Source organism: Acinetobacter sp. NPDC052428, from assembly GCF_044547685.1.
Taxonomy (GTDB): domain Bacteria; phylum Pseudomonadota; class Gammaproteobacteria; order Pseudomonadales; family Moraxellaceae; genus Acinetobacter; species Acinetobacter lwoffii_G.
Genome location: NZ_JBIUAT010000008.1, coordinates 15307 through 41187, shown reverse-complemented (window position 1 = coordinate 41187; position 25881 = coordinate 15307). Strand labels below are relative to the sequence as shown.

27 protein-coding genes are annotated in these 25881 nt (G+C 44.5%); 17 read left to right on the top strand and 10 right to left on the bottom strand.

From position 1 onward, the window contains the following. Positions 1-10 precede the first annotated feature (10 nt). Entirely contained in the window at positions 11-1612 is a 1602-nt protein-coding gene (locus ACIG3F_RS07100; RefSeq protein ID WP_224216339.1) for a carboxyl transferase domain-containing protein, read from the bottom strand. A gap of 35 nt (positions 1613-1647) precedes the next feature. After that, entirely contained in the window at positions 1648-2820 is a 1173-nt protein-coding gene (locus ACIG3F_RS07095; RefSeq protein ID WP_396469692.1) for an isovaleryl-CoA dehydrogenase, read from the bottom strand. Between the two features lie 148 nt (positions 2821-2968). On the opposite strand from ACIG3F_RS07095, the gene ACIG3F_RS07090 reads away from it, so the two are divergent. The 5 genes from ACIG3F_RS07090 (at position 2969) to ACIG3F_RS07070 (ending at position 8088) form a co-directional block, all read left to right on the top strand. Further along, on the top strand, positions 2969-3604 hold the full coding sequence (locus ACIG3F_RS07090) for a TetR/AcrR family transcriptional regulator (protein WP_005251442.1): 636 nt from the start codon (positions 2969-2971) through the stop codon (positions 3602-3604). Between the two features lie 98 nt (positions 3605-3702). Next, positions 3703-5391, top strand: coding sequence for an AMP-binding protein (locus ACIG3F_RS07085; RefSeq protein ID WP_396469691.1), 1689 nt, complete (start codon positions 3703-3705; stop codon positions 5389-5391). Positions 5392-5700: 309 nt separating this feature from the next. Next, positions 5701-6369, top strand: a complete 669-nt coding sequence (locus ACIG3F_RS07080; RefSeq protein WP_396469690.1) for a class I SAM-dependent methyltransferase — start codon at positions 5701-5703, stop codon at positions 6367-6369. A 62-nt stretch (positions 6370-6431) separates the two neighbouring features. Continuing rightward, a complete protein-coding gene (locus tag ACIG3F_RS07075) occupies positions 6432-7229 on the top strand; it encodes a thioesterase family protein (RefSeq protein ID WP_396469689.1) in 798 nt (265 codons plus the stop codon). An 82-nt stretch (positions 7230-7311) separates the two neighbouring features. Continuing rightward, positions 7312-8088, top strand: coding sequence for a Rossmann-like and DUF2520 domain-containing protein (locus ACIG3F_RS07070; RefSeq protein ID WP_396469688.1), 777 nt, complete (start codon positions 7312-7314; stop codon positions 8086-8088). 92 nt (positions 8089-8180) lie between these two features. Here the strand turns inward: ACIG3F_RS07070 and trmB are convergent, their stop codons facing one another. Continuing rightward, positions 8181-8897, bottom strand: a complete 717-nt coding sequence (gene trmB / locus ACIG3F_RS07065) for a tRNA (guanosine(46)-N7)-methyltransferase TrmB (protein ID WP_005246752.1) — start codon at positions 8895-8897, stop codon at positions 8181-8183. A 151-nt stretch (positions 8898-9048) separates the two neighbouring features. Further along, the gene (locus ACIG3F_RS07060) at positions 9049-10494 is read right to left on the bottom strand and encodes a SulP family inorganic anion transporter (protein WP_396469687.1); all 1446 of its coding nucleotides are present in this window, start codon (positions 10492-10494) and stop codon (positions 9049-9051) included. 217 nt (positions 10495-10711) lie between these two features. On the opposite strand from ACIG3F_RS07060, the gene ACIG3F_RS07055 reads away from it, so the two are divergent. Continuing rightward, positions 10712-11323: a glutathione binding-like protein gene (locus ACIG3F_RS07055; RefSeq protein WP_396469686.1), complete on the top strand. Its 612-nt coding sequence runs from the start codon at positions 10712-10714 to the stop codon at positions 11321-11323. 54 nt (positions 11324-11377) lie between these two features. Here ACIG3F_RS07055 and ACIG3F_RS07050 read toward each other — a convergent pair whose 3' ends face one another. From ACIG3F_RS07050 to ACIG3F_RS07030, 5 genes are all read right to left on the bottom strand, one after another. Continuing rightward, a complete protein-coding gene (locus ACIG3F_RS07050; RefSeq protein ID WP_005096562.1) occupies positions 11378-12160 on the bottom strand; it encodes a thiazole synthase in 783 nt (260 codons plus the stop codon). A gap of 14 nt (positions 12161-12174) precedes the next feature. Continuing rightward, on the bottom strand, positions 12175-12372 hold the full coding sequence (gene thiS / locus ACIG3F_RS07045; RefSeq protein ID WP_004280105.1) for a sulfur carrier protein ThiS: 198 nt from the start codon (positions 12370-12372) through the stop codon (positions 12175-12177). 35 nt (positions 12373-12407) lie between these two features. After that, positions 12408-12773 (bottom strand): DUF423 domain-containing protein, encoded by a 366-nt coding sequence (locus tag ACIG3F_RS07040; protein WP_004280103.1) that lies wholly within the window; start codon positions 12771-12773, stop codon positions 12408-12410. 119 nt (positions 12774-12892) lie between these two features. Further along, positions 12893-13762, bottom strand: a complete 870-nt coding sequence (gene rpoH, locus ACIG3F_RS07035; protein WP_004280101.1) for an RNA polymerase sigma factor RpoH — start codon at positions 13760-13762, stop codon at positions 12893-12895. A 136-nt stretch (positions 13763-13898) separates the two neighbouring features. Next, entirely contained in the window at positions 13899-14132 is a 234-nt protein-coding gene (locus ACIG3F_RS07030; protein ID WP_180049988.1) for a sulfurtransferase TusA family protein, read from the bottom strand. Positions 14133-14517: 385 nt separating this feature from the next. Here ACIG3F_RS07030 and ACIG3F_RS07025 point away from each other — a divergent pair, with 385 nt between their 5' ends. Both ACIG3F_RS07025 and rhlB read left to right on the top strand, forming a co-directional pair. Further along, positions 14518-14733 (top strand): cold-shock protein, encoded by a 216-nt coding sequence (locus tag ACIG3F_RS07025; RefSeq protein WP_004280099.1) that lies wholly within the window; start codon positions 14518-14520, stop codon positions 14731-14733. A 101-nt stretch (positions 14734-14834) separates the two neighbouring features. Next, positions 14835-15986 (top strand): ATP-dependent RNA helicase RhlB, encoded by a 1152-nt coding sequence (gene rhlB, locus ACIG3F_RS07020; protein ID WP_004280098.1) that lies wholly within the window; start codon positions 14835-14837, stop codon positions 15984-15986. A 60-nt stretch (positions 15987-16046) separates the two neighbouring features. Here rhlB and ACIG3F_RS07015 read toward each other — a convergent pair whose 3' ends face one another. Continuing rightward, positions 16047-16427: a hypothetical protein gene (locus ACIG3F_RS07015; protein WP_004646604.1), complete on the bottom strand. Its 381-nt coding sequence runs from the start codon at positions 16425-16427 to the stop codon at positions 16047-16049. Positions 16428-16686: 259 nt separating this feature from the next. Between ACIG3F_RS07015 and ACIG3F_RS07010 the strand changes: the two genes are divergently transcribed. The 9 genes from ACIG3F_RS07010 (at position 16687) to ACIG3F_RS06970 (ending at position 25774) form a co-directional block, all read left to right on the top strand. Next, positions 16687-17268, top strand: a complete 582-nt coding sequence (locus ACIG3F_RS07010; RefSeq protein WP_396469685.1) for a nitroreductase family protein — start codon at positions 16687-16689, stop codon at positions 17266-17268. Positions 17269-17301: 33 nt separating this feature from the next. Next, on the top strand, positions 17302-18375 hold the full coding sequence (locus ACIG3F_RS07005) for an NAD(P)H-dependent glycerol-3-phosphate dehydrogenase (RefSeq protein ID WP_004280094.1): 1074 nt from the start codon (positions 17302-17304) through the stop codon (positions 18373-18375). A 76-nt stretch (positions 18376-18451) separates the two neighbouring features. After that, positions 18452-18907, top strand: a complete 456-nt coding sequence (locus tag ACIG3F_RS07000) for a phosphoglycerate mutase family protein (RefSeq protein WP_348962264.1) — start codon at positions 18452-18454, stop codon at positions 18905-18907. A 30-nt stretch (positions 18908-18937) separates the two neighbouring features. Continuing rightward, positions 18938-20077, top strand: a complete 1140-nt coding sequence (gene gspL / locus ACIG3F_RS06995) for a type II secretion system protein GspL (protein ID WP_396469684.1) — start codon at positions 18938-18940, stop codon at positions 20075-20077. Next, positions 20077-20556, top strand: a complete 480-nt coding sequence (gene gspM / locus ACIG3F_RS06990) for a type II secretion system protein GspM (RefSeq protein WP_004280088.1) — start codon at positions 20077-20079, stop codon at positions 20554-20556. Before gspL ends, gspM begins: the two co-directional genes overlap by 1 nt. Before the next feature lie 90 nt (positions 20557-20646). After that, complete coding sequence (locus ACIG3F_RS06985) at positions 20647-21648, top strand: quinone-dependent dihydroorotate dehydrogenase (protein WP_396469683.1); 1002 nt, start codon at positions 20647-20649, stop codon at positions 21646-21648. 5 nt (positions 21649-21653) lie between these two features. Beyond that, positions 21654-22235: a CvpA family protein gene (locus ACIG3F_RS06980; RefSeq protein WP_005246742.1), complete on the top strand. Its 582-nt coding sequence runs from the start codon at positions 21654-21656 to the stop codon at positions 22233-22235. Between the two features lie 24 nt (positions 22236-22259). Next, positions 22260-23795: an amidophosphoribosyltransferase gene (gene purF / locus ACIG3F_RS06975; protein ID WP_004729956.1), complete on the top strand. Its 1536-nt coding sequence runs from the start codon at positions 22260-22262 to the stop codon at positions 23793-23795. Between the two features lie 89 nt (positions 23796-23884). Next, on the top strand, positions 23885-25774 hold the full coding sequence (locus ACIG3F_RS06970; RefSeq protein WP_222112045.1) for a M48 family metalloprotease: 1890 nt from the start codon (positions 23885-23887) through the stop codon (positions 25772-25774). The last annotated feature ends 107 nt before the right edge of the window (positions 25775-25881 follow it).

The following is a 25881-nucleotide window of genomic DNA, read 5'->3' as shown; positions in this document are numbered from 1 at the left end:
TTGTCACCTCTTACATGCGGAACACGCCGAATTTGGTTGGCTGGATGGGCGCATTCAGGGCTGCAGCCAGACTCAAGGCTAGTACTTCACGCGATTGCGCTGGATCAATCACACCATCATCCCATAAACGCGAAGACGCATAATAAGGATGGCCTTGGCGTTCGTACTGGTCACGAATCGGCTGTTTAAACTGGTCTTCTTCTTCAGCTGACCAAGTTCCGCCTTTTTGCTCAATCTGGTCACGTTTTAAGGTCGACAAGACGCTGGAGGCCTGTTCACCGCCCATCACTGAAATACGCGAGTTTGGCCAGGTCCACATAAAGCGTGGCGAATAGGCGCGGCCACACATGCCGTAGTTACCGGCACCAAAAGAACCGCCAATCACCAAGGTCAGTTTTGGAACATTGGCATTGGCGACGGCCATCACCAGTTTGGCACCATTTTTGGCAATGCCTTCATTTTCATACTGGCGACCGACCATAAAGCCGGTAATATTTTGCAGGAAAATCAGTGGGATATTGCGCTGGGTACACAATTCAATAAAATGCGCGCCTTTTTGGGCAGACTCGGAAAACAGAATCCCGTTATTGGCGATAATCCCGACCGGCATGCCATAGAGCTTGGCAAAACCGGTCACCAGGGTAGTGCCGAAACGTGCCTTGAACTCGTCAAAACGTGAGCCATCGACAATACGCGCTATCACTTCACGGATATCAAAAGGCTTGCGCGCGTCACTCGGCACAATGCCGTACAATTCCGAACTGTCAAACAGCGGCGCTTCGATTTCATCCGCGGTCGTGTTTGGCTTTTTGTTCAGATTCGCCACGATATTGCGGGCAATCGCAAGCGCATGTTCATCATTTTCTGCCAGATGATCAGCCACGCCAGACAAACGGGTATGCACATCACCACCACCAAGATCTTCACTGGAAACCACCTCACCAGTAGCTGCCTTAACCAGAGGAGGGCCGCCCAGGAAAATGGTGCCCTGATTCCGCACAATAATGGTTTCATCGGACATGGCAGGAACATACGCACCGCCCGCAGTACAGCTACCCATCACCACTGCAATCTGGGCAATGCCTTGGCTCGACATACGTGCCTGATTGTAGAAAATACGGCCAAAGTGATCGCGGTCTGGAAACACTTCATCCTGTAAAGGCAAATATGCACCGCCTGAATCCACCAGATAGATACAGGTCAGATGGTTCTGCTCGGCAATTTCCTGGGCACGTAAATGCTTTTTCACTGTTAATGGATAATAAGTGCCGCCTTTCACTGTAGCGTCATTGGCGATGATCATGCAGGTCACACCGTTGACCTGACCAACACCAGCGACCACACCAGCAGCAGGTACATCATCCTGATACACCTGATAGGCAGCCAGCTGACCAATTTCCAGAAAAGCGGTTCCCGGATCGATCAGGTGGTTAATCCGTTCACGTGGTAACAGCTTGCCACGGTCCAGATGTTTTTGGCGGGCAGTTTCTCCACCACCCAAAGCAATTTTTTCAACTTTCTGTTTCAGGTCATCCACCAGTTGCAGCATGGCAGTCTGGTTGGTTTTAAACTCTTCACTACGTATATTGATTTTGCTCGATAACTGATTCATGACGAACATCCTTGTTTTATTCTAAGTATTCAGGTTTAGGCTGTTTCGTTGAAAAGTTCACGGCCAATCAACATGCGGCGGATTTCTGAAGTACCGGCGCCAATTTCATACAGTTTGGCATCGCGCCATAGACGGCCTGCAGCAAACTCGTTGATATAACCGTTACCACCTAAAGTCTGAATGGTTTCACCCGCCATCCAGGTCGCTTTTTCAGCAGCATATAAAATGGCACTGGCAGCATCTTTACGTAAGCTGCGACTATGGTCTGCTTTGTCACATTCAGCACCGACTGCATAAACCAGTGCCTTACAGGCTAACCAAGTCGAATACATGTCGGCAATTTTGCCCTGCATTAACTGGAATTCACCCAATGCCTGACCAAACTGTTTACGGTCATGAATATATGGAATCACGGTGTCCATGCAGGCATCCATAATCCCCAGTGGGCCAGCACTCAATACAGCACGCTCGTAATCCAGCCCGCTCATCAATACTTTGGTGCCATTGCCGACGCCACCCATGACGTTTTCTTTGGGCACTTCAACATTGTCAAAAAACAGCGGATAAGTGTTTGAACCGCGCATACCCAGTTTGTCCAAATGCGTGCCATGGCTGAAACCTGGCATATTTTTCTCCACCAGAAACGCAGTCATGCCTTTGGCACCGGCCTGCAAATCGGTTTTTGCATAGACCACCAGGACATCGGCATCTCCACCATTGGTGATCCACATTTTTGAACCATTCAGCAGATAATGATCGCCTTTGTCTTCTGCTTTCAATTTCATGCTGACTACATCCGAACCGGCATTCGGTTCAGACATCGCCAAGGCACCGACATATTCACCAGAAATCAGTTTAGGCAGATAGCGCTGCTTTTGTTCTTCAGTCCCATTACGCTTAATTTGGTTCACGCATAGGTTAGAATGTGCGCCATAAGACAAACCAATCGATGCTGAAGCGCGGGAAATTTCCTGCATGGCAATGATGTGCGCCAGATAACCAAAATTTGAACCGCCATATTCCTCACTGACTGTCAGCCCGAGCAGGCCCATCTCGCCAAATTTTTTCCAAAGGTGAGTAGGGAACTCGTTGTCACGGTCAACCTGCTGAGCAATCGGGGTAATTTCTTTGGCGCAAAATGCAGCCACTGAATCACGAAGCGCTATTAGAGTTTCATCCAAACCGAAATCCAAGCTTTGTAAATTCATTCTTCATCCATCCTGAGGTTATATTTGTTGTGTCCAAAAAAGCATTTTTGTTGTGCTTGTGGTTTTAACATACAACGAAAAAACAAAAAAGTGAATCTATATTCACAAAATGATTTACAATTCATTTTATCTTGTTGAGATTAATTTTATGAGTTATAAAAGATCATCATTGATGCAGGAACGAATGGAACAAAATCGCCTGTCGATTTTGGAATCTGCTCGTGAACTGATTATTCAAGGGGGCTTGAAGGAGGCATCGATTCAGGCGATTGCAGAACGCGCAGGCGTTTCTACAGGGCTGGTCTATCGATATTTCGAAAGCAAAAGCCAGATTTTAATTGAGGTTTTGTCGGCCGCGATTCAGCATGAAGTCGGAATTCTGAACCATATTGCCGAGTCAGATTTATCGCCAAAACTGAAATTGCAAAAATCTGTTACAACTTTTGTCAAGCGTGCCATGAATAGCCCCCAATTGGCGTATTCACTGATGTTCGAACCGGTTGATCCGGAAATGGAACATGAGCGTTTTCGCAGTAAGCAGCTGCTTAAGCAGAGCATTAAGGAAATTCTGGCCGAAGGAAAGGTCAATGGAGAATTCGAATTTGAAGATTTGAATACGGCAGCATTAGGTGTGGTTGGTGCCATGACCTTTGTCGTGATTGAACCTTTAAATCCGTCCCGAAATGTCATGTTTGATCAGAAGTATAAGGATCACTTTGTCAAACAGATTGCCGATTTTTGTGTCAACGCAGTACGTGGGCAGGAGGAAAATTTACAAGCATAAACACACAAAAAACCGGTACACAGACAAGGTCGTCGTGATCATAAAACAATTAGTAAAGTTGAAAATCAGAATTACAAAGAATCAAGGAGATCGATTCAATGACACAAGTACGGTTAAGCTATGCCTATGGAACCAGCAGCCAGCCTTTATTGGGCATGACGATTGGTGAAAAATTTGATCAGGCTTGCGAGCAGTATGCAGAACGTGATGCAGTAGTGAGTTTGCATCAGGACATACGCCTCAGTTACCGGCAGCTACAAGATAAAGTCAATGCCTTTGCCTGTCAGCTGCTAAAACTGGGTATGCAAAAAGGTGACCGTCTGGCGATCTGGTCGCCGAACTGTGTGGAATGGACCATTACCCAATTTGCGGCCTTTAAGGCAGGCATTATTCTGGTGAATTTAAATCCAGCTTATAAAAGCAATGAGCTTGAATATGTGCTAAACAAGGTCTCTTGTAAAGGACTGGTGATTGCAGCGCAGTTTAAGACGACAGACTATCAGGAAATTCTAACTAAAATTGCACCTGAGCTGATGCAGACTGAAACTAAATTCCTCAATGCAGAGCGACTGCCACATTTAAAGCATGTGATTAAAATTGATGATCAGCAGCATACTGGCATCCACCGTTTTCAGGATTTACTAAGCTCGCCTAGCGAACAAGAGCTGGAACAACTGCAACAGATCTCCAGTGAATTGCAGTTTGATGAAACAATTAATATCCAGTTTACCTCGGGCACTACAGGCAATCCGAAAGGCACTATGCTGACCCATAATAATATTTTAAATAACGGGTACTTTGTTGGCGAAGCCATTCATCTCGGTCTGGAAGACCGTGTTTGTATTTCGGTACCGTTGTTCCACTGCTTTGGTATGGTGATGGGTAATCTGGCTTGTATTACTCACGGTTCTGCTATGATTTATCCGTCTGCCGTGTTTAATCCGCTGGAAACCTTAAAAGCCATCCAGCAGGAAAAATGTACAGCGGCTTATGGTGTGCCAACCATGTTTATCGCCATTCTTGAGCATGAACAGTTTGATGAGTTTGACCTGTCCAGCTTGCGTACCGGGATTATGGCAGGTAGTCCATGTCCGCAGGAAATTATGCAGCGCGTGATTGAACGCATGCATATGTCTGAAATCACGATTTGTTATGGCATGACCGAAACTGCGCCAGTGAGTGCACAAAGCTCAACGGCAGACAGTGTCGAGCGACGTGTCAGTACCGTGGGTCGTGTGCATCCACATCTGGAAGTTAAAATTATCGATGAAAATGGCAAGGTGGTTCCACGCGGCCAATTGGGTGAGCTGTGTGTACGTGGCTATTCCGTGATGTTGGGTTATTGGGAAGATCAGGACAAAACCCAGGAAGTGATTGATGCTGCACGCTGGATGCATACCGGGGATATCGCTGAAATGGATGATGAAGGCTTTGTCAAAATCAAGGGTCGAATCAAGGATGTGGTCATTCGTGGCGGGGAAAACCTGTTCCCGAAAGAAATCGAAGACTTCCTTTATACTCATCCGGCTGTTTCAGATGTACAGGTGATTGGGGTGCCGGACCATAAATATGGTGAGGAACTTTGTGCTTGCATCATCCTGCATGAAAATGATCCATGTACTGAAGAAACCATCCGTCAGTATTGTAAGGAGCATATTTCTCACAATAAAGTGCCGCGCTATGTGCGTTTCTTCCAGGAATTTCCAATGACGGCTTCAGGTAAGGCGCAGAAGTTCAAATTGCGTGAATTTATGCGTGAAGAGCTGAACTTGAAAGAGATTGCTTAAATTGTATTGATGCGATTCTTAAGTGGGGCAAAGCAGTATTTAATGCATGCATTGCCTCCATTTGTATAACGGTTTCGATATCAATGTTTAGGCTTTTCTTACTTTTGATGGGTCAAAAGTAAGAAAAATCCCTTTATTTTGCTGAAGGGACTTCCATGTCCCTCAGCAAAATGGCGACATCCATGTCGCCGGGCCTATGATCAAATTTCAAGAAAACAGCAAATAAGACCAAGCTACAAGATTTAAATATTCAATCTATCTAAAGACCCGCCTGAGTTTTAGATTCGTGCATAGATTTAGAGTAAAAATATGGCAAAAAACTTTCACAGTGAAGTCGTGGTCGCCAGTTATGACGATCACATCCGTAAACTGATTCCCGGTTATGAACTGGTGCATCAGCAGATTGAAGCAATTCTCAGCACTGAACTCCAGGAAACCGCTCATATATTGATAGTGGGCTGCGGGACAGGTTATGAACTGTCTTATTTATTGCAGCGCTATCCAGACTGGACTTTTACCGCAATTGATCCATCATTCGCTATGCTGGAACAGGCCAGAAAAAATCTGAACTCTATAGATCAACAACGGGTGCAACTTATCCAAAGCACAATTCAGGAGTTGCCTCACCTGGATACTTTCGATGCCGCGTTGGCCATTCTGGTGGCACATTTCATTCCAAATTCCGAAAAAAACGGATTTTTTCAGGCTATCTATCAGTGTCTTAAAACCAATGGTCTTGCATTGACCTATGACCTGATGCAGCCAGAAGAGCAGCAAGACATCAAAATTATGCAAAAGCTGGCACAACAGACAGGATTGAGCGTGGTGCAAAGTACCAAGATGATTGAACGCTTGAAGCAGGATTTTCACTTGTTATCTGCACACAATTTTACAGCGCTTTTAACCAAAGTCGGATTTAAACAGTGCAAGATTTATTGTCAAATCATGAATTATCATGGCTTTTTGCTCAGAAAATAAAGATCAAAGAACTTTTTTCAAGTTATAAAATTTAAGAGAATATTCAGGGAAGTATTAAAACAATGTCGGCATATTACAATTTTATCCAGCGCGAGCATCATGCAGATGGCAGTACTACGGCTTATTACCGTTCTAATATTCATGCACAAGGTGCATGGAATCCGCATGAGCAGCACATGGCACCAGCCACCGGTATTCTATGCGTCGAACTGGAACAGTTTCAGCCACGTGCTGACATGCGTATTGGTCGGGTCGGGCTGGATATTTTTGGCCTGATAGCCTTTGGTGAATTTTCGATTACTACGCGCATGATCCGTCCGGGTAAAACCATCGAGCTGATTGAAGCTGAAATGTGTGCCAATGGTAAAACCTGCATTGTGGCACGCGCGTGGAGAATGCTAACTTCAGATACCAAGGCCATTGCCGGAGTGGAAGACTTTCCGATCGAAAGTCCAGAATATTTACCGGTTTGGGAGGGTATGCGCTGCTGGCCAGGCGGTTATATCCAGAGTATTGAAACCCGTGCGCATGCTGACCATCGTGCAGGCAAGGGCATTGTCTGGTTAAGAAATTCGCTGGACATGGTAGAAGGCCAACCGACGACAGACTTTAGCCGTTTGCTCGGTATGGTCGATACGGCCAATGGCATCGTGCCACGTCAAGACCCGAATTCCGGTTGGGGATTTCCGAATCTGGACCTGCAGATTCATATGCACCGTCTGCCGCAGGGTAAATGGCTGGGACTGGAAGGGGTGCAGCAATATGGTGAAGATGGTATCGGTCTGACCAGCGGGGTTCTGCATGATGTTCACGGGCCCTTTGGTCGAAGTGAACAGATTCTGACCCTGCGAAAGTTCTAAAGCCTGTTCGAAACATCAAGGCCAATTGCCTCAATCTGTATTTATTGGCATTCTGTGCGCAATGAGTCAGGAAGAACACAAGATGCGGATAATTATGATTGGGGCAGGGCGAGTGGCATATCATCTTGCCCTTGTATTGTCAGCACAACATGAGATCGTACAGATCTACAGCCGAACCCTAGAAAAAGCACAACAGCTGGCTGAGCAATTTAAAGCTCAGGCAATCGCTCAGCCTGAACAGCTGGATCATGAGGTGGATCTGGTCATTATCGCGGTCAGTGATCAGTCGATTGCCAGCGTCATTGAACAGATTCATCCGTATCTGCAGCAGAATCTGATCGTACATACCTCTGGCAGTACCCATCTCGATTTACTGAAAAATGTGCATGCGCGTGCAGGCGTATTTTATCCTTTACAGACCTTTAGTCTGGAACGCCAGATTGATTGGCAGCAGACGCCACTGTTTATTGAGGCGGTGAATGAGCAGGACCAAATCCTGTTATTAGAACTGGCAAATAGCCTAAGCAATCGTGTTTATACTTATAGTTCTAGTCAACGTCTCAGTTTGCATCTTGCAGCGGTATTTGCCTGTAATTTTGCCAATTATTGTTATGACATGGCCAAGCAGGTGGTTGATGCACAACAGGTCGATTTCAGTTTGCTGTATCCCTTAATGCTGGAAACCGCCAGTAAAGCCACTCAGAATGATCCCAAACAAATGCAGACCGGCCCAGCGATGCGGGGTGATCAGAATATCTTGAATATGCATCAGCAGATGTTAGCCAATATGCAGCGGGAAGATTTACAAAATGTCTATCAGCTATTGAGCCAGCAGATTCTCATGCGTCATCAGAAATGAAGAAGCGAATAATTCACCTACGGAGCAGGGTTCAAAGGCAAATTTTTCCTATAAAAAAGCGCTGAATAATCAGCGCTTTTTTGAATCTTGGATTAAGAAATTTTCTTGAAGATAAAATCATTAATCTTGTGACCGGCTTCAATCCCGCGACGTTCAAACTTGGTTTGTGGACGCCATTCCGGACGCGGGTAGCTGTTGCCTTTACCCGCCAGATTTTCCAGTCGTGGACGTTCTTCCAATACTTCAATCATCCATTCCGCATACGGTTCCCAGTCCGTTGCAGCATGGAAAGTTCCGCCAAGCTCCAGCTTTTGCTCCACCAGTGGCATACGGTCATGCGAAACAAAACGGCGTTTAAAATGACGCTTTTTCTGCCATGGATCAGGGAAGTACAATTGCACAGTATTGATACTATTGTCCGGCATTTCACGCAGCACTTGAATTGCATCAGCATCTAGCACACGTAAGTTCGTTAGGCCTTCAACACCTGCTTCATACACGCACTGCGCAATTCCAGGTACATGGACTTCAATTCCGACAAAGTTTCGCTCAGGATTGGCTTTGGCCATCAATACCAGTGAACGGCCCATACCAAAACCGATTTCTACAGTCAAAGGACGTTCAGGATGTTCAAAGTGCTGACGCAAATCACCCACCGGATATTCCAAAATTAAGTGACCATATTGTTCAAGCGCAGTACGTTGAGAGGTATTCAGCGGCATTGAGCGGCGCATAAACGTCACGATTTCACGGTGCTCGCTTAAGTTTTCCAGCTCCACGACTTGCTGGTCTAATTGATCGTTCGACATAACTTTGGCAAATCTAAAAATTCAGAATGCGGTATTTTAAGTCCTGAGCCGAGCAAGTCAAACTTTTCTCGGTATTTCTCCATAAAAATCGGCAAGATCTTCCAGATAAAATAAAAGAGCCAATTGAGGCTCTTTTATTAATCATCGTTCATCAGCTACTAAAACGGTCAATCAGTGTACTGCTGGCTTCATTCAAACCGATCACTGTTACGTCTATATTTTGAGCTTTAAATTTCTGGATCACATTATTCAACATGTTCACTGAGGTCACATCCCAGATATGCGCATGGGTCAGATCCAGTTCGACATGATCAAGCTTTTCTTTAAAATCAAAGAACTGATAGAATTTTTCTGTACTGCTGAAGAAAATTTGTCCAGAAATAATATAGCTACGTGAATGGGCTTCATTTAAATGCGTATAGACATGTACGGTTCTTTCCAGTTTATTAATAAAGAACAGGGCAGAGAGCAATACGCCGACAAATACACCAAGCGCCAGATTATGAGTGGCAAGCACGACAATAATCACGGCAATCATCACGGTATTAAATTCTAGCGGATGTTTGCTAAATTGCTTGATCGCTCCCCATTGAAAGGTGGTAAATGCCACCATGATCATAATGGCAACTAGCGCTGCCATCGGAATATAAGCCAGCCAGTCTTTCAAAAAAACCACCAGACATAGTAAAAACACACCAGCGACCAGAGTCGATAAACGGGTACGTGCCCCTGAAGAGACATTGATAATGGATTGGCCGATCATGGCACAACCGGCCATCCCGCCCATAAAGCCGCTGACAATATTGGCCATACCCTGACCACGACATTCCTGATGACGGTCACCTTCAGTTCCAGTCACTTCATCAATGACCGTAGTGGTCATCATGCTTTCCAGCAAACCGACAGTCGCCAAGGTAAAGGAATAAGGCAGGATAATTTGTAAGGTTTCCAGATTGAGTGGAATTTCTGGAATCAGGAATACCGGCAACGTATCCGGGAATTGCCCCAGATCGCTCACGGTACGCATATCTGCACCCAACAACAGCGCCAGCCCGCTTAAAACTATAATACAGATCAAAGGTGAGGGAATGGCTTTACCGATTTTAGGGATATAAGGAAACAAATAAATAATTGCCAGACCAATCGCAATAAACAGGTAACCGGTGCTATCCATCCGGTTAATTTCCGGGATTTGTGCCACAAATATCAGAATCGCCAAGGCATTCAAAAATCCGTAGACCACCGCCTGAGATACAAAGCGCATTAATTTAGCGACTTTAAAATAACCGGCAATCACCTGAATGATGCCGGTTAGAATTGTGGCAGCCAGCAGATATTGCAGACCATGTTCTTTTACCAAGGTAATCATCAAAAGCGCCATAGCACCTGTAGCCGCAGAGATCATGGCAGGACGGCCGCCAAAAAAGGCAATGGATACTGCAATGCAGAAAGAGGCATATAAACCGACTTGCGGATCGACACCGGCAATGGCAGAGAAGGCAATTGATTCAGGAATCAGGGCAAGTCCCACCACCAGACCTGCCAGTACATCTGTGCGGATATTGGAAAACCATTCTTCTTTTTTCAGGCTAATCACGAAATATCATCTATATTTTGAAAACCTGTGTATCTTAAACAGATAGAGATAAAAATCTACACAAGATTGACTTGCAAAAGCCCGGAATATCCTGAATATTGAATGAGTAACTGGCCTGAAATGACAGTTACGCTTTTTTGCAATTTACAGGTTTGATCACTGGAAAGTTTGTCAGAAGCGATTTAAAACATTGAGAAGTGTATAACAAGGATCAGAAATGAAGCTTTACTATTCGCCAGGTGCCTGCTCACTGGCAGCTCATATTATTTTAAATGAAATTAATGTCGATTTTGATTTGGAACGTGTTGATTTAAAAACACATAAAACAGAAAAAGGTACGGATTATTACGAAGTTAATCCTAAAGGCTATGTACCAGCGTTAGAAATTAACCCTGGTCTGATCCTGACAGAAAATGTTGCAATTCTACCGTTTCTTGCTCAACACGATCCAAAACAAGATCTGATCCCACCATCGGGCATGGGACGTGCCAAGGTACTTGAATGGCTAGGTTATCTGAACTCTGAACTACATGATGCCTATGCAGTGTTCTTCGGTGGCAAGTTAACTGATGATGAAAAGAAAAAAGCCTATGCAGAGATTGATCGTCTATTGAGTTATATCGATAAAGCTATCGGTGAATCGGACAATGATTATCTGGTCGATGATAACTTTGGCCCGGCAGATGCCTACCTGTTTGTACTAACCAATTGGTCCAATCATATTGGGCATGATCTAAGTTCGTATAAAAATATTATCCATATCCGCAATAAAGTAGCAGAACGTCAATCTGTCCAGATTGCCATGCGTGATGAAGGTCTGATTCCTTAATTACTGGAAAAAATAAAGGACTCAATTGAGTCCTTTATTTTTGTTCTTGAAAATTTATTTAAAGAAATAACCGGTTTCTGGCGAGCTGGCATTGGCCATACGTTTACGTGGCATACGACCCGCAAGGAAAGCTTCACGGCCTGCTTCAACGGCTTTTTTCATCGCAGAGGCCATCAAGACCGGATTTTGTGCAGCTGCAATCGCCGTATTCATGAGTACACCATCACAACCCAGTTCCATCGCAATCGCGGCATCACTTGCTGTACCGACACCGGCATCGACCAGGACAGGAACTTTGGCATTTTCCTTGATGATTGACAGGGTGTGTGGATTGAGAATGCCCAGACCAGAACCAATCAGGCTACCCAAAGGCATAATCGCGACACAGCCCATGCTTTCCAGCTCTTGCGCCACGATCGGATCATCCGAGGTATAGACCATGATCTCAAAACCATCGTCAATCAAGGTGCGAGCAGCTTTCAGGGTTTCAGTCACGTTTGGGTAAAGCGTTTTTTCATCACCCAATACTTCCAGTTTGACCAGATTATGGCCATCGAGCAGCTCACGCGCCAGCATACAGGTACGAACAGCGCTATTGGCATCGAAACAACCTGCGGTATTCGGCAAAATGGTATATTTTTCCGGAGGAATGACTGACAGCAGATTTGGCTGATCCGGATGTTGTCCGATATTGACCCGACGAATAGCGACAGTGACAATCTCTGCACCACTGGTTTCAATGGCCTGCTGGGTTTCATTTAAATCTTTGTATTTGCCTGTGCCTACCAAAAGGCGCGACTGGAATTGGCGTGAACCAATCTGTAATAAATCTTGCATAATTGTCCCGAGTGTTAGCCGCCACCGACCGCGTGAATAATTTCGATTTTGTCTGTATCGCAAATCGGCGTATCGCCCAATCTGCTTTTAGGAATAATCATTTCATTGACTTCAACTGCAAAACGCTTACCCTCAAGCGCCATACTCTGAATCAGTTCCAGCAGATTCTTGCAGTGAGTTTCCTGTTGTTCGCCATTGATGTAAATCATCATTCTAGCAACCCTCCATGATTAAGTGTGGTTCAGACTTATCTGGCGTATTTTAAAGCATTCCAGGCCAGAATTAACCATCCGGCAATCATTAAAGCCCCGCCGATGGGCGTAATAGCACCTAAACCGCGTGGTAAGCCTAGAGCCATGATATACAGTGAGCCAGAGAACAGTAAAATGCCGACCTGAATCAGACCAAAGCTCCATTGAATGGGCAGTGCAGGGATGACTTTCGCGAGTAGAGAAAGAATCAGTAGTCCTAAGGCATGATAGAAAAAATAATCCGTTGCCGTTTGCCACCAGCCGAGCTGTGCTTCAGTCGCTCGCGCTTTTAAACCATGTGCACCAAAAGCACCGAGCATGACTGCAAGTGCCAAATTGAGTGCTGAAATCGCAATCCACATTTGAATTGATCTTCCTGATAAAGTTTGCGCTCAACCTTAGCATAAATTCAAAATGCGGACATAAAAAAGCCTTCATCAAAGAAGGCTTTTTCGAGGTAAATCAGTAACAGAATTTGGTATTAATTGGATGACATCGCCACTTTAATTTTTTCCATGGCATTTTTTTCCAGCTGACGAATACGTTCCGCAGAAACATTATATTCGGCTGCCAGTTCATGCAGGGTCGATTTCTCGTCATCTAGCCAGCGACGCTGCAAGATATTACGTGAACGATCATCTAGCTGATCCATAGCTTCATGCAGAGCAGAGGTACTTTGCTCCTCATAATCTTCGTTTTCAATCAGACGGGCCGGATCATAACGGTTATCTTCAAGATATAACGCCGGTGCAACATGGGTTGAACCTTCATCGTCGTCATCGCTTGAAGCATCAAAAGCTGCATCATACGCCGTCAGACGGCCTTCCATTTCCAGTACTTGTTCTGGTGTGACATTTAAATCATTGGCAATCGACTGTGCTTCTGCGAGCGTCAACTTTTTCGATGATTTCTTCAGGCTGCGCAGATTGAAGAACAGTTTACGTTGCGCTTTAGTGGTGGCGATTTTCACAATACGCCAGTTACGGATCACGTATTCGTGAATTTCCGCCTTGATCCAGTGCACGGCAAATGACACCAAACGTACGCCCATATTCGGGTCAAAACGTTTTACAGCTTTCATCAGACCCAGGTTTCCTTCCTGAATCAGGTCACCTTGTGGTAGACCATAACCGGCATAACTACGCGCAATATGTACTACAAAACGCAAGTGCGACATGACTAGCATTTTCGCTGCATCTAAATCTTGGTCATAGTAATAGCGTTCAGCCAACTCTTTTTCTTGTTCGGCCGTTAAAATCGGAATCTGATTGACAGTGCTAATATAAGCACCGAGGTTGACCCCTGGCGCCGATAATGACAGGGGCATCAACTGATTGCGGCTGTCACTCATGTGTTCTCCTTGAAATGCGGGATAACCCTAAACATAGGTTTTATCTTAATCCAATCTCTCCGCAAATAATGGATATTTGGGTAGAGAAATGTAAAAAAGTATACGAAACTAAGATAAACAGTTTAATTGAAAATTTTTAAGATTCAATCAAGTAGTGAAATTCTGAATCAGAAACTTTTTTTGATTCAAGCTTGAGTTGATGAATCTGGCAATAACGGCTGACATCCGTCTGACTATGTGGATCAGAGGATTTGAGCAAGAAAGTTTTCTGATTACCGGCCTTTAGTGCCCGTTTTAACATTAATAGCGGCATCGGGCAGGGTTTTCCCATGGCATCGATAAGACAATATTGCTGTGGATTTTGCGACATTAGGGTTTCATTCATATAGCAAAAAAATGACAATAAATAGTAACAAAGAAGCGTATAGAACCAAACTGCTTTAATAAAAATCAGGATCTAAAAGAAGATATAAAGTCTTTTGACAATTTTCATGAAAAAAATAACTAAATCAAACAGAACATGCTAAAAAAAATCTATTAATTGTGATAAACCCATGTTAAGCTCGTTGCGTATTTGGGACTTTGAATAAACAAAGTGATTGTTTTTCACCCTATTACATAAATGGATGTAACCGGGATTTTGTTGATAGTTTTACAGAATGATTACAAGCTTAAAAATAATATTTTCAAACTTGTTTGCTCTGCTGTTTGCAACACCGGGTGGTCCTTCTTTTAGTTTCAATGAGGATTAACTTATGACAGCTGCTCGCGAACAAGGCGTAGTTAAGTGGTTTAACGATACTAAAGGCTTCGGCTTTATTCAACGTAACGGCGGTGATGACGTATTTGTTCATTTCCGTGCTATCCAAGGTGACGGTCACCGTTCACTTCGTGACGGCCAACGTGTTGAATTCAGTGTTGTTAAAGGCCAAAAAGGCTTTCAAGCTGAAGAAGTTCAACCATTAGACTAATCTTCGGATTAAGCTAAAAAGAAAACGCTCCAATATAACTTGGGGCGTTTTTTGTTTATACTATCCCTATCTTAGTGATTACCCAATTAGAGCACCGCTTTATGTCATCTGGTTTTGAAACCTTAAATTTACATCCCAATCTAAAAAAAGCGATTGATGCTTTAGGCTTTACCACCATGACGCCTATCCAGCAGAAGGTTTTAAAATTCACGCTGGCAGGACATGATGCCATTGGCCGTGCACAGACAGGTACAGGTAAAACTGCTGCCTTTTTAATTAGTATCATGAATGATCTATTAAATAATCCGATTCAGGAACAACGCTATCGTGGTGAGCCACGCGCGCTGATTTTGGCACCGACCCGTGAACTGGCGTTACAGATCGAAAGCGATGCACAGGATCTGGCGAAATATGCTGGTCTCAATGTGGTGACCTTGCTGGGTGGTGTGGATTTTGACAAGCAAAAGAACCAGCTGAATAAAGCGCCTGTCGATATTATGGTGGCTACACCGGGGCGTTTGATCGATTTTGTAGAACAAAAAGAAGTCTGGTTGGATCAGATTGAATTTTTGGTCATTGATGAAGCCGACCGCCTATTGGATATGGGCTTTATTCCTTCAGTAAAGCGCATTGTACGTTTCTCGCCGCGTAAAGAACAACGTCAGACTCTGATGTTCTCTGCTACTTTTAGCTACGATGTATTGAATCTTGCGCAGCAATGGTTATTTGAACCGGTTACAGTTGAAATTGAACCGGAAAAGAAAACCAATGCCGATGTCGAGCAGCGGGTTTATATGGTCGCCAAGGCGGACAAATATAAATTATTGCAAGAAATCCTACGTGATGAGCCGATTGAAAAAGTCATGATTTTTGCCAACCGTCGTGATCAGGTGCGCAAACTTTATGATCATTTAAAACGTGATGGTTATAAGGTGGTAATGTTGTCGGGCGAGATTGCTCAAGACAAACGTCTGAAAATGCTGGATCAGTTCAAAAATGGTAAACATAATATTATGATTGCAACGGATGTTGCAGGTCGTGGTATCCATGTCGATGGTGTATCGCATGTGGTGAACTTCACCTTGCCGGAACAGTCGGATGATTATGTGCATCGTATTGGCCGTACCGGTCGTGCGGGAACCAGCGGTGTGAGTATCAGTTTCCTTGCAGAGGATGATGCGTTCTATCTGCCAGAAATTGAAAAAGCCATTGGGCAAAAATTGCCTTTGACCCGTCTGGAAGGTTATTGTTAATGCAGACCATAGAAAAACCGCTCTTGAAGAGCGGTTTTTTATTGCGCTATGGTTTAAGGCTTATTTGGCCTGACAGCGGAATGTAAGCACCGTCTGATAATCATCATTCTGGTTTAAACCAGTATTGGTACCTGCGATATTGCCAAGGACAGTGGCGGCTGCCTGAATCATCTGACCTGTTTGTTCATCGACTACGCCTTTTAAAGCGCCGTTATAAGCTGTCTTTTCATCCACAATAATGGGGGTTGATCGAGAGCCACAGGCTTTATTGGCCGCAGTAATCGCATTGTTTTTCGAGGTCAGTTGATTTTTACCTAATCCGGTCACCTCATACTGGTTATTTTCCTTTTGCACTGCCAATGCAGTCGGATTTGAGGCACAGGCAGTAAGCAGTAATGCGGAAATAGCTAATCCGCTGAAAGCGATTGTTTTTTTCATCATGAAATCTCAAGTAAATACGATGCTGAATATTTCAACACAGCAAGCAGCGCAGATTTTGTAGCTGTTGTATAGGTTTGGCAATTTTTGGTGTAGCTCTATGTGAGTTAGGTGAAAAATAGAGCAGTACGGGATTGAAAAACCAAACAAGTTTATTTTCGAGTGGTGATGAGCGTGGTGAATCGCTATGAAGTTTCTAGCGTATTTTTCTTTGAATATGCTAATCTTGAGTATGGTTTTTTAAGTGTAGATATACAAGGCAATGACGGAATCTGCGATTGACATCGTTCATCAAAATATTCACCAACGGCAATCGATTGGTCATCTGCTGGCACCGGCACCGAATGCAGAACAACTGGAAAAAGCCTTTCAGGCAGCATTAACTGCACCCGATCATCATCGGCTCAAGCCGACCACATTTGTGGTGGTTCCAGATCATCAGCGTGAAGCTTTTGGAGAGTTGCTGTCACAGGCGCTCGTCGATTTGGGTGAAACTGAAACAGCGCAGATTGAGCGGGTCAAGAATCATCCATTTCGTGCACCTTTATTGGTGCTTGCCTTAACGCGTTTGCAGGATCATCCTAAAGTTCCGCATTTTGAGCAAATCCTTAGTTCAGGCGCAGCCATTCAAAATTTTCTGTTGTCACTTCAGGTTCAGGGTTTCTCGACCATGTGGCGCAGTGGGGCTGTAGTCGAGTCTGGTCTGTTTAAGCAGGCATTGGGAATTTCAAAAGATGATCTGGTTTCGGGGATTATTTATATTGGCACTGCAGCAAAAGCAATTCCAGCACGCGCAGAGGTTCGAACCAGTGATTTTGTAAGTTATTGGAACCAGAACAGCTAGTTGGCACGGTATAACAGGATATTAAAAAATAAGATGTCAGAATTAAATTTCTCAAAACTGGTAGAACCGGTTGCAGTTGATCATAAGACAGCTTTAAGAGTCACAGTATTGGGTGGGGGCAGTTTTGGTACTGCAATGGCCAATACTGCAGTGCGTAATGGTTGCAATACCATGATCTGGATTCGTGACGAAGCAGTTGCGGCAGATATTAATGCCACGCATATTAATAAACGCTATTTGCCAGATTTTAAGTTAGAAGAAAATCTGCTGGCGGTGTCAGACCTGGAACAGGCTGTGCGTGATCGAGATATTATTTTAGTCGCTATTCCGAGTCATTCTTTCCGGGATGTCTTGCAGCAAATCAAACCTTTTATCACGTCGCAAGCCGTGATCTCGCTGACCAAGGGTATTGAAGCCAAAACCTTTAGTTTCATGAGCGATATTATTCGCGAAGTGTTGCCTGAAGTGCCTTATGGTGTGTTATCAGGACCGAACTTGGCCAAGGAAATTGTGGCAGGACAGCCGGCAGGAACCGTGATTGCCAGCCAATCTGAGCTGGTGCGTTATGCGGTACAACAAGCCTTACATAGCGCCTTGTTCCGCGTATTCGCTAGTGATGATGTGCATGGCGTAGAGCTCGGGGGCGCATTAAAAAATATTTATGCTGTCGCGATGGGTATGGCCGCTGCGTATAACGTGGGTGAAAATACCAAGAGTATGATCCTGACTCGTGCCTTGGCTGAAATGAGCCGTTTTGCAGTAAAACTTGGTGCCAATCCGCTGACTTTCCTTGGGCTTTCAGGTGTGGGTGATTTGTTCGCAACCTGTAGCAGTCCGCTCAGCCGTAATTATCAGGTGGGTTATGCACTTGGCAAAGGTAAAACCTTGGAGCAGGCAACGACTGAGCTGGGGCAAACGGCAGAAGGGATTAATACCATTGTACAGGTCAAGGCGCGTTCGGAAGAGCTCGATGTGTATATGCCAATTACCTCGGCCTTGTATGATGTGATTTTTGAAGGTGCGCCACCACTCAATATTGCATTGTCATTGATGAAAAATGGTCATCGCAGTGATGTTGAATTTGTCTTGCCACATCATCAAGTCTGATCTATAACACAGGGACTGTCTGCGAATTGTCATATCAGCTAGTTAACATGCAGGCAAAAGAATATAAGGAAATCAAATGCAACTGACTTTAGTTCGACATGGCGAGGCCGCACCACCGGTCAATGGTAATGACACCAAGCGACCTTTAACGGAGCGTGGTCATCAACAGGCTGAGCAGACTTCACAGTTCTTAAAGGATCTGATTAAGCCTGAAGTCTTTGTGGTCAGTCCGTTATTGCGTGCGCAGGAAACTCTGGCACATTTGCAGCAGTATTTTAAAGATGTGCCGGTGGTGATCTGTAATACGATCAAACCGGATGATGATGCCAAAGTCGCAGTAGAATGGTTGTCGCAACTGCCTTATGAGTCGATTGCAGTGGTGTGTCATATGAATGTGGTGGCACATATGTCTTCCATTCTGCTGGCTGAATCTTTTCATCCCTATGCATTGGCAGAAGCACGTATTTATGATCAGGCGGTGATTGCCCCGGGCTTATCCACACAGATTAAAAGTTTTATTCCTACACTATAAAAAATTAATTAAAATGGCAGAACACAATTGATGTTGTATTTATGGATGCCAGAAGCCAATGGGGTTTGGCAATGGTCAACTGGGGAATTCTGGAACACTGCGGACACACTTGAGCAGCTGATTCAGGATATACAGGCTCATCATGGCGAAGAGGCGGTAGTATTTTTCCCGAGCCGTCATGTGCAAATTTTGCAGCAGACCTTGCCCAAGAGCCAATATAAGAAAATGGGCAATGATGGCATTAAATATTTGCTCGAAGAATACGTGGTGCTGCCGGTAGATGCTATGAAAGTGCTACATCATTTTCAGCAGCCGGATCAGATCAGCATTATGGGGATTGCGAATTCTACGCTTGAGACCTTGCAACATGCTTTAAGCCTGATCCCAGTCAAGCTGGCAGCTTTGTTACCGGACTTTTTGGTGCTGCCGGTTCCTGATGCCAATCAGCGTGTGATTGCGCAAATCGGTGGACGTTTGCTGGTGCGCGAGTCGGAATATATCGGCCAGTCGCTGGATGATCTAAGCCTTTATCTGGATTATCAGCCCAAGGATCTCAGCTATAAGGTGAGCAATCTGAACCAGGAGCAGTTGCGTAGTCTTGAAGCACTGGTCACTCAGGAGCAACTGGAGTCTTTCCGATATGGAATTCCTGTACTGAAAAAACCGAAACAGCATCCGTTTAATGTCTTGCCTAAAGCAAAATCCAATGGCGCTATTTCCGGCTACTTGAAAGCCTGCGCGGCGGTTTTTCTGGGTATTTTAGTATTGCAGTTTAGTTATGATGCTGTGCGCTGGTATCAATATAAGAAAGTGGCGAATCAGACCGCCGCGCAAGCCATCGACCAGTTTAAATACTGGTTTGGACAAAATTATCCGGTCACTGAGCAGAATATCAAAAGTCAGTTTGAAGGGCAGTTGCGTCAAAGCCAGATTGCAGATACGCATGCATTGCAGCTGATTAGTCGGGTGGGGCCAGTCTTGATGCAAAATCAGATTGTGGCACAACGGGTGAATTATGATGCTTCTGTGTTAAGTATGGAGCTTAAGGCCAATTCATCAGAAACGTTAAATGCACTGACCACACAATTAAGCCAGCAAGGCTTTAAGGTGGAGCTGGGGAATATTCAGGCCAGCGGAACAGCTGCGATCGGACTGGTGAGGATTCAATAATGAAAGGCATTGAAGCGCTACAAAATCGTATGGATCAGTCTTTTGAAAAACTGAGTGATTATCTGGACAGCTTGTCGGTACGTGAACGGGTAATGGTGATTTTTACCACTGTTTTTGTGATTGTGGCGGCAGTCGGTTCTGCACTCTGGTATATGCATCAGGCGGCAGATACCCAGCAAAAACGCTTAAATCAGCTGAAAGATACCATTGTTTGGATGCAAAGTAATGCAGTAACCATGAAACCGGCTGGGGACACCCAACTGGATGCAGCGGAGAAAGTACAGCGAGTCGCACAGCAGCAAGGATTGTCGGTGGCTTCCCAGCAAATGGAAGGAAAAATTCAATTGGCGGTCATGCATGAAAATTATGCAGTACTGGCAAATTTCCTGACTCAGCTGGCACAAATGGGGCTAAGTATCGAGAAAATGGAACTAAATAATGAGGCAGGACAGATTAAATTAACGGCGACCATACAATAAACGGTAAAAATAAAGATTTGCAAAGCATGGTTTTTTTGTCAGCCTATGCCTATAATATGCCGACTTAAAAAGCAGTAGACTTTTCTGGATATGTTGTATTCTCTAGCCCGCCCTTTGTTGTTTTCTTTAGCACCAGAGTGTGCACATGAGCTGACATTATCACTATTGAAATCATCCCATAAAATGGGCTTGATGCGTCAAAACGTTGCTGCGAAACCTGTGACCTGTATGGGAATCGAATTTCCCAATCCGGTAGGTCTTGCGGCAGGTTTGGACAAAAATGGTGCCTATATTGACGCCCTTGCCGGTCAAGGTTTTGGTTTTATTGAAATTGGTACCATTACCCCGCGACCGCAAGCCGGCAATCCTCATCCGCGTTTATTCCGTTTGCCACAGGCCAAAGCCATTATTAACCGTATGGGCTTTAATAATGATGGCGTGGATCAGCTGGTTGAAAATGTCAAAGCGGCCAAATTTAAAGGCATTCTCGGTATTAATATCGGTAAAAACGCTGATACTCCGGTAGAAAAAGCAGTAGATGATTACCTCATCTGTTTAGAAAAAGTCTATAATTATGCTTCTTATATTACCGTCAACATTTCTTCTCCCAATACCAAAAACCTGCGCAGCCTGCAAAGTGGTGATGCACTCACCGAACTGCTGGAAACACTGAAGAAGCGTCAGCTTGAATTGGCTCAGGAATACCAGCATTATGTACCTTTGGTACTGAAAGTGGCGCCTGATCTGGATAACAGCGATATTGCCTTTATTGCCAAGCAATTATTGCAATTCAAGATTGATGGCCTGATCGTGACCAATACCACACTGTCACGTGAAGGTGTAGAGGGTCTGGAGCATGCAGAGGAAGCAGGCGGTTTGTCTGGCGCGCCAGTATTTGAGAAAAGTACCGCATGTCTGGCTGCATTTGCTGCGGTATTAAAAGGACAAATTCCATTGATTGGTGTGGGTGGTATTCTTTCAGGTGCAGATGCTGCTGCCAAGAAACAGGCAGGCGCCAGCCTTGTACAAGTTTATAGTGGCCTCATCTATACTGGACCTAAACTTGTAAAAGATTGTGTAGACGCACTTTAAATCCTATGAATGCCATTGATATCTTTCTACTGATTATCTTGCTCATTGGAGGGCTCAACGGTTTGCGTCAAGGATTTATTAAAGCCTTTGCGAACTTAGTGGGATGGATCTTTGCCCTGATTGTTGCGGCAAAATATTCAACGCTACTTGCGCCGTCTATGGTTGCTCTGAGTACAGATCCAGTCGTACAAAAGATTGCGGCCTTCGCTTTTATCGTCCTGCTGATTGTAGTTCTGACCTGGATCGTTACTGCACTGTTGAACCGTATTTTAAAGAGTCTTAAACTGGGTCCTCTCAACCGTCTGGCCGGTGGTGTCTTTGGTAGCCTGAAAGGTTTGCTGATTGTTCTGATTACCATGCAGGGAATTGGCCCGTGGGTAGAAAGCTCACCTCACTGGAAACAGTCCAAGTTTATTCAAGCCTTATTGCCTTATGCGCCTTGGGCGACTCAAATGTCGAAAGAAGCCGCGAATGGCGCACTACAACATATCAAGCCTGAAGGGACATCGAAACCTTCAGCTTCATCATCTGAAACATCGTCCAAGTCTGGAGCTGCAGATGAGTCTACAAATAATCCTTTTTATTAATCCTAGCTTGTCTGCGAGGTTGCTATGTGTGGAGTAGTTGGTATAGCTGGTAAATCACCCGTTAACCAAATGTTGTTTGATGCATTAACGATGTTACAACATCGTGGACAAGATGCAGCTGGGATCGTGACATGTGATGAAGGACGTTTATTCCTGCGCAAAGACAACGGCATGGTGCGTGATGTATTCCATACTCGTCATATGCGTGCTTTGAAAGGAAATTACGGTATTGGTCATGTGCGTTATCCAACAGCCGGTTCATCGAGCAGTGCTGAAGCACAGCCGTTTTATGTGAACTCACCGTACGGGATTACCTTGGCACATAATGGTAACCTGACCAATGCCGAAGAAATTCATGATGACCTGTTCAAAACTGACTTGCGTCATATGAACACTGATTCTGATTCAGAAGTCCTGTTAAACGTGTTTGCGCATGAACTGCAAAAACATGGCAAACTGGTGCCAACGTCGGAAGATATTTTCCATGCGGTAACACGTGTGCATGAGCGTTGCAAAGGTGCTTATGGCGTGGTGGCGATGATTACCGGTCAGGGTCTGGTAGGCTTCCGTGATCCAAATGGTATTCGTCCATTGATCTACGGTTCGCGTGAAACTGAACAGGGTATGGAGTATATCATTGCTTCTGAGTCGGTTGCGATTACTGCGCTGGGCTTTAAAGTTGAGCGTGATATTCTGCCGGGTGAAGCGGTATTTATTGATTTAGAAGGTAACTTCTTTACCAAGCAATGTGCGGCGAATGCTGAATATCGTCCTTGTATTTTTGAATATGTTTATTTTGCCCGTCCAGATGCCATCATTGATGGAATCTCGGTGTATAAAGCACGTTTAAAAATGGGTGAAAAGCTGGCGCAAAAAATTCTGCGTGAGTGGGGTGAAGAGCATGATATTGATGTAGTGATTCCGATTCCGGATACTTCACGTACTTCAGCGCTAGAACTTGCCAATATGCTGGGGGTAAAATTCCGTGAAGGTTTCATGAAAAACCGTTACATCGGTCGTACCTTCATTATGCCTGGACAGCAGCTGCGTAAAAAATCGGTACGCCAGAAACTCAACCCGGTTGAGCTTGAGTTTAAAGGTAAGAATGTACTGTTGGTAGATGATTCTATTGTCCGTGGTACGACCTGTAATGAAATTATCCAGATGGCTCGTGATTCTGGCGCGAAAAAAGTATTCTTTGCTTCCGCAGCACCGATGGTGAAATATCCAAACGTTTACGGTATTGATATGCCGGCGAAATCTGAGCTGATTGCATCGGAACGTAGCGTGGAAGAAATCCGTGAAATTATTGGTGCTGACCGTCTGATTTTCCAGGATTTGGAAGATTTGAAAGATGCGGTAAGAACCACCAAGGTGCCGGACGTCAAAGACTTTGATTGTTCAGTGTTTGATGGCATCTATGTTTCGGGCGGTATTGATGCGCAATATCTGGATGATCTCCAGCAAAAACGTAGTGACAGTGCCATGAAAGAAAGCAATTATATTGATGTCAATATTGATGCAGCCTCAGTGGATTTGACTGGCGTACGCGAAGTTTAAACATTTAAAATCATCATGAAAAAGCGGGAATTTCCCGCTTTTTTGTTTTATGATGAACCCATTGAAAATCATCATTTTAGGGTTCTGCATTGCGAAACGTAGGATACGATTTTATAAAAAACAAAAATATAGTACTGCCTGTAAGTTTTTGCCTGATTGCAATTCTGTTGACTATTTTTATTATTAATACCGTTGTTGGTCTCTTTGTTTTTTATACTGATCCTAGCCAGTCAATCTTCTGGCATGCGCTAAGTCCTTATCTGATTGCTTTGTTGTTATGTGCCATGATGATCTCGGTCATCTATGAATTCTATATTTTTCGGAATGGCGGTTATTCGCTGGCGAAGCAGTTGGGTGCACGTCGGTTGAGTCCGATGGACAGTATTCCAGAAGAAAGTGCTGCACTGCACATTAACCAGCAACTGTCAGAGACTTTTCTGATTGACGTTCCGGCGGTATATGTGCTGCCCGATGAAGTTGGTGTCAATGCATTGACGGCAGGGTTTAGTCCGCGGGATACCGCAATTATCCTGACTTGGGGTGCGATACAAACACTGGATAAAGTCGAGCTGTATGGCTTGCTCAGCCATGAATTCAATAAAATCCTGTCTGGTGAAGCTGCGGAAAATACCCGCCTGAAAATCCTGTATAGCAGTTTAACCACGTTTAGTCAGTGTGGCAGTAAGATTGCCAAGTCCGGTTTTTATCGAGCGGGTAGTCCGCGTGAAAATAAGTTTGAAACTTTCTATGTTGCAGTCGGTGCGGTGATCTGGCTGATTGGTAGTTTGGGTGTTTTGATTTCCCGTTTTATTAAATATATTTCACTGGGTGGTCGGACCTATAAAAATGATCGAAAGACCCGACGCCTGATTCAAAATGATGCCAATATTCAGACTTTACTCAGAATCCATGTGCATCATTCTGGCTCCCAGATTTATAGTGAATATGCTGAATCCATTTCACATATGTGCTTTGCCAATTCCTTGAGCCCACAAAACTGGCTGAATATTCATCCCCATATCAATCAGCGGATTTATGAATTAAATCCTGCCTTGATTCAGGACTTACAGCTTGAGAATCTGAAAAAACTCAAAAATCAGCCTTTGTTTAGTTTGTTCCGTTCTTTAGAAGAAGTGGTGCCTGAAACTGCAATGAGCTGGAGCTCGCCACAGCCTTTGCCATTATTGCGGCTGTCTCCGATCAGTTTTGCGATTAAAGATGCGATCAAACCACTGAATCCGGAACTTCGGCTCAAGATGCCACGTCCGGAACTGATTGAGCGTGCATTACAAACCGCAACTGGTTCTCGTGAAGTGATGGTCGCCATTTTAATGATCCGTCAATATCGTGAATTTATTCCGACTGAGGCTGAAGTTAGCCGTGCCATTGTAGATTCATTGCTCAATCTGGACGGGCGGGTGCATATCTCGATTTTCCAGCAAGCTTGTAACAATATTGGTGGCATGCCGACAACTGTTGCACGCCAGTTTTTGATGAAGCTGGCACGGATTATTCAGGAAGATGGCGAAATTGGCCTGTTAGATGCATTATTACTGGAATGTGTGAAATACGAACTGAATTTGCTTCCTGCACATACGCCTACAGCACTCGATGAGGTCAAGCCACAGATTGTGCGTTTGATCGACGCCTTGCTGCATGTACAGCAGATTAATAGCGGCAACCAGCTTGAGGTGCGGGAGCGGATTTTAAACCGGATTCTGACCGCTCAGGAACTGGACTTATATAATGAAATTTCTGATGAGCCGATTGATCTGGCAGAAATCCTGAATGATATTGCGGGGCTGTTATTGCGTGATCGCCTCAGTATTTTAGGTATTGCAGAGGCCTGTTTGTGGAGTGATCGTATCGTGACACAGGATGAGTTGGACGTGATGGAGCTGTTGTATTGGCGCTTGGGTTTTGAGGCAGAACAGGTCGTTCAGCAAATGTTAAAGAAGAACAGTTTAACCATTCTGTAGAAAATAAATGAGAACGCGCAGCTTTAGCCGGAATCTGTTATAACAGCAGAAATGGTTTGATGGTGTATTAAAAGCACGGTTTTTAGCAGACAGCTAAACTTTGTACT

Bases quoted from the DNA above. Each gene is read 5' to 3' on its own strand.
- ACIG3F_RS07000 (WP_348962264.1), top strand. From the start codon at position 18,452: ATGCAACTGACTTTAGTTCGACATGGCGAGGCCGCACCACCGGTCAAT.
- ACIG3F_RS07055 (WP_396469686.1), top strand. From the start codon at position 10,712: ATGAAGCTTTACTATTCGCCAGGTGCCTGCTCACTGGCAGCTCATATT.
- rpoH (WP_004280101.1), bottom strand. From the start codon at position 13,762: ATGAGTGACAGCCGCAATCAGTTGATGCCCCTGTCATTATCGGCGCCA.
- ACIG3F_RS07095 (WP_396469692.1), bottom strand. From the start codon at position 2,820: ATGAATTTACAAAGCTTGGATTTCGGTTTGGATGAAACTCTAATAGCG.
- gspM (WP_004280088.1), top strand. From the start codon at position 20,077: ATGAAAGGCATTGAAGCGCTACAAAATCGTATGGATCAGTCTTTTGAA.
- ACIG3F_RS07090 (WP_005251442.1), top strand. From the start codon at position 2,969: ATGAGTTATAAAAGATCATCATTGATGCAGGAACGAATGGAACAAAAT.
- ACIG3F_RS07025 (WP_004280099.1), top strand. From the start codon at position 14,518: ATGACAGCTGCTCGCGAACAAGGCGTAGTTAAGTGGTTTAACGATACT.
- gspL (WP_396469684.1), top strand. From the start codon at position 18,938: ATGTTGTATTTATGGATGCCAGAAGCCAATGGGGTTTGGCAATGGTCA.
- ACIG3F_RS07100 (WP_224216339.1), bottom strand. From the start codon at position 1,612: ATGAATCAGTTATCGAGCAAAATCAATATACGTAGTGAAGAGTTTAAA.
- ACIG3F_RS07040 (WP_004280103.1), bottom strand. From the start codon at position 12,773: ATGTGGATTGCGATTTCAGCACTCAATTTGGCACTTGCAGTCATGCTC.
- ACIG3F_RS07015 (WP_004646604.1), bottom strand. From the start codon at position 16,427: ATGATGAAAAAAACAATCGCTTTCAGCGGATTAGCTATTTCCGCATTA.
- purF (WP_004729956.1), top strand. From the start codon at position 22,260: ATGTGTGGAGTAGTTGGTATAGCTGGTAAATCACCCGTTAACCAAATG.
- ACIG3F_RS07030 (WP_180049988.1), bottom strand. From the start codon at position 14,132: ATGTCGCAAAATCCACAGCAATATTGTCTTATCGATGCCATGGGAAAA.
- ACIG3F_RS07050 (WP_005096562.1), bottom strand. From the start codon at position 12,160: ATGCAAGATTTATTACAGATTGGTTCACGCCAATTCCAGTCGCGCCTT.
- thiS (WP_004280105.1), bottom strand. From the start codon at position 12,372: ATGATGATTTACATCAATGGCGAACAACAGGAAACTCACTGCAAGAAT.
- ACIG3F_RS06980 (WP_005246742.1), top strand. From the start codon at position 21,654: ATGAATGCCATTGATATCTTTCTACTGATTATCTTGCTCATTGGAGGG.
- ACIG3F_RS07005 (WP_004280094.1), top strand. From the start codon at position 17,302: ATGTCAGAATTAAATTTCTCAAAACTGGTAGAACCGGTTGCAGTTGAT.
- ACIG3F_RS07075 (WP_396469689.1), top strand. From the start codon at position 6,432: ATGTCGGCATATTACAATTTTATCCAGCGCGAGCATCATGCAGATGGC.
- ACIG3F_RS07080 (WP_396469690.1), top strand. From the start codon at position 5,701: ATGGCAAAAAACTTTCACAGTGAAGTCGTGGTCGCCAGTTATGACGAT.
- rhlB (WP_004280098.1), top strand. From the start codon at position 14,835: ATGTCATCTGGTTTTGAAACCTTAAATTTACATCCCAATCTAAAAAAA.
- ACIG3F_RS07010 (WP_396469685.1), top strand. From the start codon at position 16,687: ATGACGGAATCTGCGATTGACATCGTTCATCAAAATATTCACCAACGG.
- ACIG3F_RS07070 (WP_396469688.1), top strand. From the start codon at position 7,312: ATGCGGATAATTATGATTGGGGCAGGGCGAGTGGCATATCATCTTGCC.
- ACIG3F_RS07085 (WP_396469691.1), top strand. From the start codon at position 3,703: ATGACACAAGTACGGTTAAGCTATGCCTATGGAACCAGCAGCCAGCCT.
- ACIG3F_RS06985 (WP_396469683.1), top strand. From the start codon at position 20,647: ATGTTGTATTCTCTAGCCCGCCCTTTGTTGTTTTCTTTAGCACCAGAG.
- trmB (WP_005246752.1), bottom strand. From the start codon at position 8,897: ATGTCGAACGATCAATTAGACCAGCAAGTCGTGGAGCTGGAAAACTTA.